This is a genomic window from Flavobacterium cyanobacteriorum (genome assembly GCF_002251835.1).
Classification (GTDB): Bacteria; Bacteroidota; Bacteroidia; order Flavobacteriales; family Flavobacteriaceae; genus Flavobacterium; species Flavobacterium cyanobacteriorum.
Genome location: NZ_NOXV01000174.1, coordinates 1 through 12,376, shown reverse-complemented (window position 1 = coordinate 12,376; position 12,376 = coordinate 1). Strand labels below are relative to the sequence as shown.

Here is a 12,376-nt window from a genome sequence, read left to right as displayed (position 1 = left end):
TTTTGTCCTCCGAAATCCCGCACGAACGCCAAGCGCAGAACCGTTAGGGCACATGCTAGATGAGCCAGCCCACATTCAAGCACATTTGGTTTTTGCCGACACACAATAACCCAAACAAAAAACCAAAAGAGCTTGAATTTTGCCAATGCTCAATAAAGATGACCGGCTGACTTGAGACGCTGAGAAATACGTTCTTTGAAATCCTGTGGAGAAATTACCTTGACTTGTTCTCCGAAAGAAAGTATCAATCGTTCCAACTCAAAATTTGGAATGACTTTGATTTTGACTTCAAGACCAGTTGAGTCATTCTTGTTCTTTTGACTTGGATGAATAGGCTTTGTAATGACATAGGGAGCAACTTCAGGAGAAAACTTCAAGACGATTTCCTGTAAGATCCCACTTTCGGGGCGGGTAACACCAACCAAATCGAAAAAGTACTCCTCCCAATCGGTTTCTGACTGTTTGCATTTCTGGGTTGTTTCAGACAATGACTCAATTCGATCTAAGGCAAGATTCCAATTCGGGACCTGGTTATCAGAATTAAGCCCAAAGACAAACCACCGATTGTTGTACTGCTTTAAATAGTATGGATGAAAAGTGATTTCGTATGGTTCAGAACTTTTAAAGTCCTTGTATTTGACAAGTAAAACCCGCTCATTAACTATGGCATTGAACAGTGGAGTTAAAAAATGAAGCCCTTTAAGGTCAATATTGCTCTCAAAGCTGATGATTTCACTTTTACGCTCAATTAAGCCAAACTTAGATTCGAGCATCGGTATCATTTCATTGACCCATTCAAACTGAGGTGTTCCCGAAAAACGAGAAAAAATTTGAAGGGCTGACTTTATTTGTTCTGCTTCTGAATCATTTAAAGGTTGGTTGCTAATTGAAAATGACAAATCCTCATACCGATAATATACTTTTCGACCATAACGGATTCTGCCAAGTGGAATAGACCAGCCTGCTTCACTTTCCATGAAACGAATGTCATCAAACAATTGCCTTCTTTGTATTCCTTCGCTTTTTGGGTCAAAATCCATCAATGCTTTGTTGCACTCTTCAAGAAGGTCTTCCCAAAAATACATTCTGCCCGTGTTGCGAAAGCAACGGTCTAAGACTTGATAGCGGATAAGTGCATTTTTGTTGACAGACATAACTTAAAGACTTTTAAGTGCAGGTTGAATGCACAGCACAAAGATACTTTTATTCCCTGAATGAGCAATGTAATGAATGGAAATACAAAATATGCTTTTGTAACTTATTTTTATCTGTATCTTTACCGTGCAGATTGAGTGCACAGAAGCACTCTACTTTTGCAGAAGTTCTTTGAAACACTTGCCACAAGATATTGATTCGTGGGTGCTGGTCTCAGATTTCGGTTTGAGACAATGATCGGCATCTTCTCCCAACCTCTGGTTGGGATGAATGTCACTTAGGCATTTTTAACAGCGGTTATTGATTTCAATATCAATAATATGAAGTTGTTATTGATGTAATTATTAGTGATGAATAGGTATTGATTTCAGTTGTAATGATTGAAATATTCATACAAAAAGAGTATCCGGCAGGTGTTTTCAAAGTCCTTCAAAACTTTAGACATGAAAATTGAACAGGCACATATCGACCAAATACGGAAGCAATTTGCAGAACTGCAAAGCAAGGAGGAATTAGTGAAACTATTAAGTGACGCTAAAAACATGCTTTATGGTGAGGAATGTAAGCCGGTTCAATTAAAATCATTGACCTATTATGCTAATCCCACACTTTGCAAAAAGCGTTATCAGACTTTTACCATCAAGAAAAAGTCGGGTGCAGACAGAATAATCCATGCACCAGTGAAAGGGTTAAAGTCTATCCTTCGCTCTCTAAACTTTGTACTTCAATGTGTTTATGAATCACATGAAGCAGCAACAGGTTTTGTTTTGGAAAAGTCAATCGTTGACAATGCCAAAAAGCACGTGGGGCATCATTATGTCCTAAACATGGACTTAAAAGACTTTTTTCACACTTTCGACCGCAACAGAGTGAAAATGGGCTTCATTTACGAACCTTTTAACCTGAATGGCGACAAAGAACCTTTGGCTTTCCTATTGGCAAGTCTTTGCACCCACCCTTTTGAAATTGACGGTGAAGTAAAAACGGTTCTTCCACAAGGCAGCCCTACATCTCCGACCTTAACCAACATTCTTTGCAAAAAGCTTGACCGAAGACTTACCGGACTTGCCAACCGATTTGGTGCAACGTATACAAGGTACGCTGACGATATTACCTTTTCGTCACCACACAATATTTATACAGATGAAGAATTCAATAAGGAGCTAAAGCGAATTATTGAAGAAGACCAAAAACTGATTATCAACCCAAAGAAAACACGTTTACAAAAAGCCGGGTATCGCCAGGAAGCAACAGGATTGATTGTAAACGACAAGGTAAATGTCCGCAGGAGATATTTGAAGCAAATCCGTATGTGGCTGTACTATTGGGAAAAGTATGGCTACGAAAAAGCGGAGCAGATTTTTAAACGGGATTACATTGCTGATAAAGGGCATGTAAAAAACATCAATGCGCATTTGGTGAATGTGTTAGATGGAAAATTGGAGTTTTTGAAGATGGTCAAAGGAACAGAGGATGGGACTTATAAAAGATTGAAGGAGAGGTTTGATAATTTGACCGGTTTTAAAGAAACAAAGGATCAATCCAAAATTGACCTTAGTTCTGTTTTAAATACATTGGTAAACCAAGGGCTCAATAAAGCCATGAGCCTTTATAGTAGATTCAAAAATCAATAAATATGAACGAAGAAGACCTGAGAAAATTTATAGAGTTTACAAAAACCTTGCTAACACAATTGCAAGGCAATAATGAGTATGCTTGGTTTTTTGAGTCTTTCAACCTTGAAATAGTCAATAGCTTTTTTCAAAACGGAACCAATACCTCTGGACTTGACAAATTTCATAGTATTACGGAATCTGACGTTGGCAGAATTAAAGCTTATTTAAGTTTTATAGATAAAAAGGCACTCAACTACGGCAAAGTATTCTATCACAACATTGCAGATAATAACTTAAAAGCTGAGCTAATAAAGGATTTCAAAGAGATGAAAATAGCTATTAAAAACGATGATATTATTGAATTTGGGAGAAGGCTTTCATTGCAACTTGAAAACATTTTCAATTTCTCTTTGAATTCCTTGAATGTTCACAACCTTGTTTCAGCAAATCCACAGCAGTACCGCTCAGTAATTCCCAATTGGCCGAACTACAGAGGCAACCCGTTTAATTTTTACAATTCATTTTTTTCATTCAATAGGAATACAAACCAATCTGAGCCAGTAGAATTGTCAAGAGTAAGCTTTAACACTAAATCAATCTTCTTGTCAATTCATTTTAATTATCAGGTTAATGCTCGAAATATAAATGAGATCTATTTCTTAAGAAATAAAGGTAGTCATAGAGATCAATTATCTCCTAACGATCAACAAACACTCAATCAGATTATTTCTGATTTTGATAAAAACTACAGTTTTTATCATAAAGTACTTTTTGATGTTGTAAACGGAATACAAAACATACGATAAAATGCAGATACACCGCACAGTTAAAATCAACCTTTGCATGAAAGAATTACAGCCATGAAAATATTTGACCATTTCCAACATATCAATCTCACCAACGACCAACGCAATGCGTTGGAAAGGCTTCACGCTTTTTTAGAAAGTGATGAGCGGATATTTATCCTTCAGGGATATGCTGGAAGTGGTAAAACAACCTTATTAAAGGGTTTTGTTGAATATCTTAAATCTTTAGAAAAGAAATATCAATTGATGGCTCCAACTGGCAGAGCTGCAAAAGTCATCAATCAAAAAACAAGCTTTGAATCAACCACCATCCACAAAGGTATATACAGCTTTGAGGAATTGCAGGAAATCAAACAGGGTGAAGATGAAGATAACGTTTCGTTTTTGTACCAATACAAAATCAGAAACAATCCAGAAGTTCATGATTCGGTTCTGATAGTGGATGAAGCTTCTATGGCCAGCGATATTTTGAGCCAAGGCGAGTTTTTCCGCTTTGGTAGTGGGCATTTGTTGCGAGACCTAATGACTTATGGAAGAATTCAAGAAGCTACAACAAGAAGCAAAATCATTTTCATAGGTGACCCTGCACAGTTGCCACCAATTGGCATGACCTTCTCCCCTGCACTTGATCCAAATTATTTAAGTGAGATTTACAAGGTTTCTGTTTCGCAAGCTGAAATGAAGGAAGTGAAACGTCAGGATGCCAATAATGGCATTTTAATTTCCGCTACTAAAATAAGGCAGTGCCTAACTTCCGGCTACTTCAATGATTTTGATTTGAGAGAAAATAATCGGGACATTTTCAATCCGGCATATCAGGATTACTTAGAAACCTATAAGGCACAGCAAGACCAAAAAATCATTATCTGCTACAAAAACAAAACAGCACTTGATTTGAACCGAGCTATCCGCAGAGAAAAATTTGGAGATGATTTACCCATTCAGGCATCCGATACCGTTATCATCGGTGGAAACAATTACCGTTTAGGTATCATGAATGGTGAATTTGCTATTGTATCAGAAGCAAACCCAACAGTTGAAAGCAGAGAAGTTAGTTTTTACATTGAAAAAGGAAAAACAAAAACTGTAAGATTAACTTGGCGGGGAATTAGCCTTGTTTTACCTGATGAAAACAATCAGCCTAAAACCATATACGGATATATTTTAGAAAACTATCTATACGGTGATAATTACTTAAAACCCGAAGAGCAAAGAGCCCTATATGTGGATTTCAAAAACAGGCATCCCAAACTCAAAAAGGGTACAGAGGAGTTTAAGGAAGCCATTATCAACGATAAGTATTTCAACTGCATACTTCTGAAATACGGTTATGCAGTAACCTGTCACAAAGCCCAGGGCGGTGAATGGTCAAATGCCTTTGTATTTTGGGACAGAGGAACGCAAGCCAACTTCAACTTTTATGAATCGGAACATAACCGCTCAGGTAAGACCAATTCAGAATTTTACCGTTGGGCATATACAGCAGTTACCAGAGCATCCAAGAAACTGTTTTGCATCAACCCACCGTTTTTCTCATCTTTTTCAGGTATGAATTTTATTGACGTCAATGTTCAACAGGCCTTCAATGCGTTGACAGGACAATCAAATCCCACAACTGAAATCAATATCAATGAAGTCTTACCAGAACTGGAAAAATTTGGTTTAGTTGATGCACCTTTGACTATACAAGATCATTTCATTCAGAGATGGTACAATCTGCGAAAGCATTATATTGATATTGAAGCATGGCAAAAAGTCGGATATGAAATCCGTTACATCTTCAAAAGAGAAGCCCAAACAGCGGCATTCAAATACTGGGTTAATGGTCAGAATGTTTTTAAAAGCAATTTTCAAAAGCTTACTGCACAAACCAATTCTGATGAATTATTTGAAACCATCACAAAAATACTAGAGTGTGCTATTCCGATTGTAGTAAACAGGAATAGCGTTGAAGGTATTCTGACCCAAATTGAATTTGATGCAGCAATTGAAGAAGAGAAGCCATTCTTGAAAAATCTATTCGATTTTATCAGTAAAAGTTTATCAAAAGATGAAATCATTTCCAACATTCAACATCTCGAATACCGTGAAAGATATACCATAGAAAATAATGGAAGGTCATGCATAATTGACTTTGAATATGATAAAGCAGGTTTCTTTGGTCGAGTGCTTCCTTTAGAAAAGAAATGTGACTGCCCCGAACTTCTTGCCAAAATCAAATCCATTGTAAAGAACCTAAAAGAAGCCGATTATGTCATTTAAAGAAATCAAAGAACTACGACAAGCGGGCAAGCTTGATGAAGCTTTGCAAATGGCAAATCAGGCTTTGGAAACAGAACCCGAAAACATTTGGAACAAGCGTGCTGCCGCATGGGTGTATTATGATTTTCTCAAAAAAAATGCTCAGCCAGCATCATTTGAAGTATTCAAGGAAAATCTTATCAAGATTAAAGATTTGCAATTGCCTGAAGATGAGAAAATGGTGTTTGACAATTGTGCCTGGCAAATCGGTAGTTTAGTTTTTGGCTTACAAAAAGCAGAACATGTTGATTACGCCAAAATCAATGAGTTATTTGAAATTATCAGAGACTTTCATTTCACCAAGCCATCTGAGGCATATTCTTTTATTTACAAAGCCTTTCACAAAGGCTATCAAAACTGGTCAAACTATCTAACTTTTGCCGACTGGTGGAATTTTGATAATCTTCGTTCCGAAGACTATTTAAAAGAGGAGTTCAAAGGCAAAAAGATGATGTCTATTGCTGAACAAGCATACATTGCTTATTCTAAGAAGCTTTTGGAAGGAGAACCTTTAGATCCTTTTGGACAACAAAGAGTCATTGACAAGGAGAATATCCAATCATTCTTGCCAAAACTGGATGCTTTGATTGAGAAACATCCTGACTATCAATACCCACCCTATTTCAAGGCAAAGCTTCTTTTGGCTTCAGGTAGTGATGAAAATGTTCTATCTGCATTCTTGCCTTTTGCTAAGCAGAAAAGAAATGACTTTTGGGTGTGGGAACTGATGGCAGAAATATTTCCAGAAGAAAAGGACATTCAGTTTGCGTGCTATTGTAAAGCCTTGAGCCTAAAAACTCCCGAAGACTTTTTAGTTAAATTAAGACAGACCTTTTCTGAAATGCTCATTGGAAAGAGAATGTACAACGAAGCTAAAACGGAAATACAAAAAGTTATAGCAACAAGAGAGAAACACGAATGGAAGTTGCCAAACCAAATTGTGCAATGGACAGAACAAGAGTGGTATAAATCTGCCACAGCTAAAAAGGATAACCAAGATTTGTATTCAAGCCGCATCAAGCAAGCAGAGGAAATATTGTTTCAGGACATACCGGAAGAAATAATTGCAGTTGAGTTTGTGAACGAAAACAAGAGTATCCTGAATTTTGTGAAGGATAAGCGGAAATTTGGATTCTTCAATTACTCAGGCAATTTGACGAAACCACAAATTGGCGACCTTTTAAAAGTACGTTTTAATGGAGATGGACAAGATGGTTTTTATAAAATCCTGTCTGCTAAAAAAGCTGACTCTAATGTGTCATCTGATGCAATGAAAGATTTTGAAGGAACAATAAAGGTAATTTCTCCACAAAACTTTGGTTTTATAGAGGACATCTTTGTTGAGCCTAAAATTATAGAAGAAAGCAAGCTAACTGATGGACAGCAGGTAAAGGGAAGAGCGATACTATCATTCAATAAAAAGAAAAATGAATGGGGATGGAAAGCAATAGAAATCAAATAGCCAACCCTCACAGCCACACACATTGCCAAGCCGCTCAAGCCTACGCTAAAACCCAAGCTTGGCAAAGAGTGTGTCTGTCCCTACGCTCGACAAAACCGACAGAAAACCGAACGGACGAAAAAGAAGCACGATGCCCTAACAGGCGTTTGGCGGCAATGGCGGGTGAAGTGGTTAATTGAACATTCTACCTCGCATCAAATTATGTGGTGTATTGACAGTTTTCTGCTCCGTAATCCGCCACTGCGCCAAGCGCCAAAACGTTAGCAACAAGGCGAAGAAAAAACCGACACCGAGACAATGACAACAGAAAAGAATGGTTTGAGAATGAAAACGAAAGACAAAAGATTTAGTTTTTTGCCGACCCGCATAAAAGAAAAGCGGAAAGCCGACACACATTTGGCACATTGCCTTTTGCCCGACACACAAGCCAACGCTTCGCAAAAGTCAAAGAGCCAAATCTTCCGCCCCACCAATTAGAATAATAGAGTTTGAAATCTAAAAAATAAAAAGTATGAATAAAGATAGAATAAATGAAATGTTATCAATTGCACTCGGAATTATGAGTGTCCTTGCGATTATTGGACTTTTAATAAACAGTAATTTTGACACAAACGAATTATTAGGTTCTGTTGTGAACTTTACTCAGGTTGCTATTCCTGTATTGGTTTTACTTGTTGCGACTACTATTAAAAAAGAGAATAAAAGTTTTAGTCAAATTGGAAAAGAAGCATTGATGTTTATTCAAAAAAAGAACGAAGACTTTTTAATGGGACCAAGATATAACAGAGAGAATTATGACCCTGAAAAAGGTCAAGGTTTGGAATATTTATTTGTTACGAATACCGACCCAAAATCAAAATTACGACCCAAACTAATCCCTATTCAACCACTTGAAGAAGGAGTTTTAGCAATTTATATCCAAAAAGGCACATTAGTTTATGGCTTGAATTATTCATCAGAACAGGCAACACCAGAAGAAATCAAGAAAATACAGTTAGAAGTTTTTAATTCAGTTTCTGAATTAATTCAAAAAAAATATGTTGGATTTTATGAAATCCTACCGAACTCAAAGGATGATACTGCAATCATTATTGATTTCAATGAAGAAAAGTTGGGAAAGAAGAAATTCACAAAGGCGATTACCGAATGCACAGAGTTAGCAATTTCAAAAATTAAAAGTTATAAAAAGTAAATGGAATATTTAAAAACAATACCAAACGAATATTTTATATACGGAAGCATTGGGATTTTGCTTCTCGGTATAATACTTGGCTTTACAAAAACAATCACAGTATATCGGGATTTTGCTGACTTGACAAAAGTTTTTATGTTGGTTCTTGCCCCGCTTGGCTTATTCTATATTTTGGGCGACAAAATTGATAATCGCATTTTGCAAAACATTTTTTTTGGTATTGAAGGACTTCTACTCGTTTGGATTATCGTAACCACCTTTATCGACAATAGAAATATTTTTAAAACATTGTTGGCTTTAATAACAAAAATTCCATTGGGCGTGATATTCGCAATTTATCTGGTAAACTTTATTTCACCAAGTGGAAATACAAAAAGCAAAAGAAGACAAAGCAGGGGTATTGCAGGTATAGTAATGTTGTTTTTAGCCCCAATTCTTTATGGCTTAGTAAGAAATAAAGTGTGGTCATTCAAAAAACAAGAGAATGTATTATAATAGAACCATATCAAAAGGACTTGCAAGTTTATTAGAAACTGGCAGTGAATTAAGATGGTTATTTGACTTCGTCAAAAATCATAAGGAATTAGATTTTTTGATTGGCAAAAATAATTCAAAAGAGTGGATTTCAGTTTATCGTGGTCTTACAAGAATTTTAACCATTTTACCTATAGACAGCACTTATGTTTTAATTGATGCTGACGACAAGTACAAAGAAATTTCACCAAATCTTTATGGACAGAAAAATTTAAGTGAAAACTACCAGAATGAGATTGAATATTTAATTACTCAAATCGAACAGAACAGTAAATTTGACAGGTATTATAAAAACAAAAAAGAAGGTTTTTATCAAAACGAATTGTCGAAAATATTTGGAATATGTGGCAAGCCTGATACTGATTTTGTAATTATTGACAAAGAAGCAGTAATCGGCTATTCAGACCAAGCAGAGAAAGACAATCTTTTTGGAACACTACAACAAAAATACAAGCAATTACAACGAGAAATTTCAGACCTCAATCCTGAACGATACGGAAAAGATTTAGGGAAAAAAGCAATTGGTAACGAACTTGATTTTTTAGCATTAGACAAAGACGGAAATATTTTGTTGATTGAATACAAACACGGAACAAACACCTCTGGAATTTACCTTAGTCCCTTGCAAATAGGGTTATACAACGATGTTTTTACAAATTTTCCGAAAAACGAATTGGAAAATGCTGTTTTTGAAATGTTGGAGCAAAAACAAAAAATTGGTTTAATAAATCCGAATTGGAGAAAACCTAATATCATCAAAAGTATTATTCCGGTTTTGATTATTTCGGAATTTAATTACAAAAGTTCGGCAAAGACGAAGTTTGATGATATTTTACAATTTACAAGAAAACAACTTGGTTCAAATTTCTTAGACAATCTTCAAACATTCAATTTTACTATGAAAAACGGTTTATCAAATTGGTAATTTATGAAATTTAAAATCCATCGTGGCACAAAGGAAATTGGCGGTTCGTGTGTGGAAGTCTGGACTGAAAACACAAGAATATTGCTTGACTTTGGTATGCCATTAGTCGAAAGAGATGGAAAAGAATTTGATTTCAGCAAATTCAAAGAGTTAAACCCACAAGAATTAATTGAACACGGTGTATTGCCTGATATTAAAGGGCTTTATAGTGAAACAGACAAATTGATTGATGGTGTAATTATATCGCATCCACATCAAGACCATTACGGACTAAGCAATTTCATTGATAAAAAAGTAAAACATTTTTTGGGCGAAGCAACACATAAAATAATTGAACTCAATAGTATATTTACTCCACAAGAAATAATCATTGAAAACGCTACTTATTTTGAAAAAGAAAAGGTTTTTAAAATTGGCGACTTTTCAATTACACCTTATTGGGCTGACCATTCTGCTTTTGATGCGTATTCATTTTTAGTTGAAGCGGAAAGTAAAAGCATATTTTATTCAGGTGATTTTAGAAACCACGGAAGAAAAGCAAACGCTTTTAAATGGTTTACGCACAATGCACCTCAGAATGTGGATTATTTGCTTCTTGAAGGCACAACCATTGGTAGAGAAAGCAAACCGTTTAAGACAGAAACAGAAATTGAGAATGGCTTAATGGAAGTCTTTCAACAGCAAAACAAAATCAATTTAATATACACGTCAGGACAAAATATTGATAGAATTGTTTCAGTTTACCGGGCTTGTATAAGAACCAATAAAATTTTTGTCGTTGATGTTTATGTAGCAACAATTCTGAAAGAATTATCAAAATTTGCTAAAATCCCTTTCCCTTCAAAAGAGTTCGAAAATTTGAAAGTAATGTTTCCTTATTACACAAGTAGACGGTTGAAAAATGAAGGACACGAACAAATTCTGTATCAATTCAAAAATTTCAAAATCACCAAAGATGAAATAAGTAATCAGGCGGACAAGATTGTAATGGTTGTAAGACCATCAATGCAAAAGGACTTAGAAAATATTAATGAAATAAATGGCGGAAACCTGATATATTCAATGTGGGAAGGATATTTGCAAAAATCAGATACAAAGAAATTCCTTAACTATTTGACAAATCGCAATTTTACAATACATAAAATTCATACAAGCGGACACGCAGACACAGGAACATTAAAAAAAATGGTTGCAGCAATAAAACCAAAAAATATTGTTCCAATTCATACTTTTAGCGGAAGCGAATATGACAAGATTTTTACAACACCAATAGTTGAAATGAACGATGGAGAAACGAAAGAAATATAATGAAATGAAAAGCCCACAGCACATAGCCAAGCACATTGTCAGGTCGCACCAGCCAACGCTAATACCAAAACCTGCCAAAGAGCTTGTCTATTTTGCCAGCCCTGACTTTGCCGACACTAAAAAACTAAATCTTTAAAGACAGAAAATAAGGAATGACGGAATTAGAAATATATCTCAAACCATTGACAGACAAGAACGCCCAGTTGCTAACAAGCGGTATAAAAAATTGCCGAGTTAGTAGTAAATTCAAGGGTTATAGCTCGCTTCAACTTTTGTGTAACTTGACAGGAAATCACCCGCAATCGGCAACTTTTCATACCGCCAGCCGTTATAGGGCATTTTAAAACCACTTCAAAAATCAAATTAAATGGAAAGACAAATCAAAATTATTGTTACTGACACAACACAACTGACAGAAAAAGTTATTGACTTTTTTAAACAGTTCGACATTAAGTTAACAGATAACAAAGAGGGCAATTTGACCTTTAAGCAGAACTCTTCTCTATTGGACGCTTGGAAAACAAACCCATTAAAATGGGCTTCTGAAATTTTCGTTTCTATCGTTGACAATAAAGTTCTTGCAAACTTTTGTGTTGACACAGACGCACAAATGAAAACAAAAGAAGAGGAAGCCGTATGGCAAACATTTATAGACAATTTTGAAAACTATTTGACAAATGGAAAAACATCTAACCAAAAACTCATTTCGACAATTTCAGATAACAAAAAAAGTAGACTAACTTATTTTGGTTGGGCAATTTTTGGAGCTATAATAGGTGGACTGTTAGGTTTTGTATATAATAAGATGACTGGAAACAATTCATCCTTAAGTATATTCTTAATTCCAATATTTGCTACACTTTTTTTAGGCTGGAAAATTAATTATGTAAAGAAAAAAAACGCCCTATAACAGCAGTTTGCAAAAATGGCGGGTTTTGGGCTTAATTTAAAGTTGGTTTTGTACTTGTAAAGTCAGTGTTTAACCGAAAGTTTAGGTTTACTTAATCCGCCACTTCTGCAAGCTGCGAAACGTTAGTGGCAACCCTATTTGACGACAACAGACAATTTGAAAAATAA

At 35.6% G+C, this 12,376-nt stretch carries 11 protein-coding genes; 10 read left to right on the top strand and 1 reads right to left on the bottom strand.

Annotated features, from left to right (window positions below; translation table 11 throughout):
- Nucleotides 1-149: 149 nt before the first annotated feature.
- A complete protein-coding gene (locus CHU92_RS03225) occupies nt 150-1,154 on the bottom strand; it encodes a helix-turn-helix transcriptional regulator (RefSeq protein ID WP_094412547.1) in 1,005 nt (334 codons plus the stop codon).
- A 444-nt stretch (nt 1,155-1,598) separates the two neighbouring features.
- Here CHU92_RS03225 and CHU92_RS03220 point away from each other — a divergent pair, with 444 nt between their 5' ends.
- The 10 genes from CHU92_RS03220 (at nt 1,599) to CHU92_RS03180 (ending at nt 12,209) form a co-directional block, all read left to right on the top strand.
- Nucleotides 1,599-2,789, top strand: coding sequence for a reverse transcriptase family protein (locus CHU92_RS03220; protein WP_094412545.1), 1,191 nt, complete (start codon nt 1,599-1,601; stop codon nt 2,787-2,789).
- A 2-nt stretch (nt 2,790-2,791) separates the two neighbouring features.
- On the top strand, nt 2,792-3,577 hold the full coding sequence (locus CHU92_RS03215) for a hypothetical protein (protein WP_094412543.1): 786 nt from the start codon (nt 2,792-2,794) through the stop codon (nt 3,575-3,577).
- A gap of 54 nt (nt 3,578-3,631) precedes the next feature.
- Nucleotides 3,632-5,839 carry an ATP-dependent DNA helicase gene (locus CHU92_RS03210; RefSeq protein WP_094412541.1) on the top strand — a complete coding sequence of 736 codons (2,208 nt, stop codon included), beginning with the start codon at nt 3,632-3,634 and terminating at the stop codon, nt 5,837-5,839.
- Nucleotides 5,829-7,340, top strand: coding sequence for a DUF7017 domain-containing protein (locus CHU92_RS03205; protein WP_094412539.1), 1,512 nt, complete (start codon nt 5,829-5,831; stop codon nt 7,338-7,340). The genes CHU92_RS03210 and CHU92_RS03205 overlap by 11 nt, the downstream gene beginning before the upstream one ends.
- Nucleotides 7,341-7,851: 511 nt before the next feature.
- Nucleotides 7,852-8,532 (top strand): hypothetical protein, encoded by a 681-nt coding sequence (locus CHU92_RS03200; protein ID WP_094412537.1) that lies wholly within the window; start codon nt 7,852-7,854, stop codon nt 8,530-8,532.
- Nucleotides 8,533-9,027: a hypothetical protein gene (locus CHU92_RS03195; protein ID WP_094412535.1), complete on the top strand. Its 495-nt coding sequence runs from the start codon at nt 8,533-8,535 to the stop codon at nt 9,025-9,027.
- A complete protein-coding gene (locus tag CHU92_RS03190; protein WP_094412533.1) occupies nt 9,017-9,991 on the top strand; it encodes a hypothetical protein in 975 nt (324 codons plus the stop codon). The genes CHU92_RS03195 and CHU92_RS03190 overlap by 11 nt, the downstream gene beginning before the upstream one ends.
- 3 nt (nt 9,992-9,994) lie before the next feature.
- The gene (locus CHU92_RS03185) at nt 9,995-11,299 is read left to right on the top strand and encodes an MBL fold metallo-hydrolase (RefSeq protein WP_094412531.1); all 1,305 of its coding nucleotides are present in this window, start codon (nt 9,995-9,997) and stop codon (nt 11,297-11,299) included.
- Nucleotides 11,300-11,303: 4 nt separating this feature from the next.
- Complete coding sequence (locus CHU92_RS16165; RefSeq protein WP_262494631.1) at nt 11,304-11,435, top strand: hypothetical protein; 132 nt, start codon at nt 11,304-11,306, stop codon at nt 11,433-11,435.
- A 231-nt stretch (nt 11,436-11,666) separates the two neighbouring features.
- The gene (locus CHU92_RS03180; RefSeq protein ID WP_094412529.1) at nt 11,667-12,209 is read left to right on the top strand and encodes a hypothetical protein; all 543 of its coding nucleotides are present in this window, start codon (nt 11,667-11,669) and stop codon (nt 12,207-12,209) included.
- The last annotated feature ends 167 nt before the right edge of the window (nt 12,210-12,376 follow it).

What these genes read in the sequence shown, in the direction of transcription:
- CHU92_RS03225 (WP_094412547.1), bottom strand. Translation starts at nt 1,154, where the DNA reads ATGTCTGTCAACAAAAATGCACTTATCCGCTATCAAGTCTTAGACCGT.
- CHU92_RS03220 (WP_094412545.1), top strand. Translation starts at nt 1,599, where the DNA reads ATGAAAATTGAACAGGCACATATCGACCAAATACGGAAGCAATTTGCA.
- CHU92_RS03215 (WP_094412543.1), top strand. Translation starts at nt 2,792, where the DNA reads ATGAACGAAGAAGACCTGAGAAAATTTATAGAGTTTACAAAAACCTTG.
- CHU92_RS03210 (WP_094412541.1), top strand. Translation starts at nt 3,632, where the DNA reads ATGAAAATATTTGACCATTTCCAACATATCAATCTCACCAACGACCAA.
- CHU92_RS03205 (WP_094412539.1), top strand. Translation starts at nt 5,829, where the DNA reads ATGTCATTTAAAGAAATCAAAGAACTACGACAAGCGGGCAAGCTTGAT.
- CHU92_RS03200 (WP_094412537.1), top strand. Translation starts at nt 7,852, where the DNA reads ATGAATAAAGATAGAATAAATGAAATGTTATCAATTGCACTCGGAATT.
- CHU92_RS03195 (WP_094412535.1), top strand. Translation starts at nt 8,533, where the DNA reads ATGGAATATTTAAAAACAATACCAAACGAATATTTTATATACGGAAGC.
- CHU92_RS03190 (WP_094412533.1), top strand. Translation starts at nt 9,017, where the DNA reads ATGTATTATAATAGAACCATATCAAAAGGACTTGCAAGTTTATTAGAA.
- CHU92_RS03185 (WP_094412531.1), top strand. Translation starts at nt 9,995, where the DNA reads ATGAAATTTAAAATCCATCGTGGCACAAAGGAAATTGGCGGTTCGTGT.
- CHU92_RS16165 (WP_262494631.1), top strand. Translation starts at nt 11,304, where the DNA reads ATGAAAAGCCCACAGCACATAGCCAAGCACATTGTCAGGTCGCACCAG.
- CHU92_RS03180 (WP_094412529.1), top strand. Translation starts at nt 11,667, where the DNA reads ATGGAAAGACAAATCAAAATTATTGTTACTGACACAACACAACTGACA.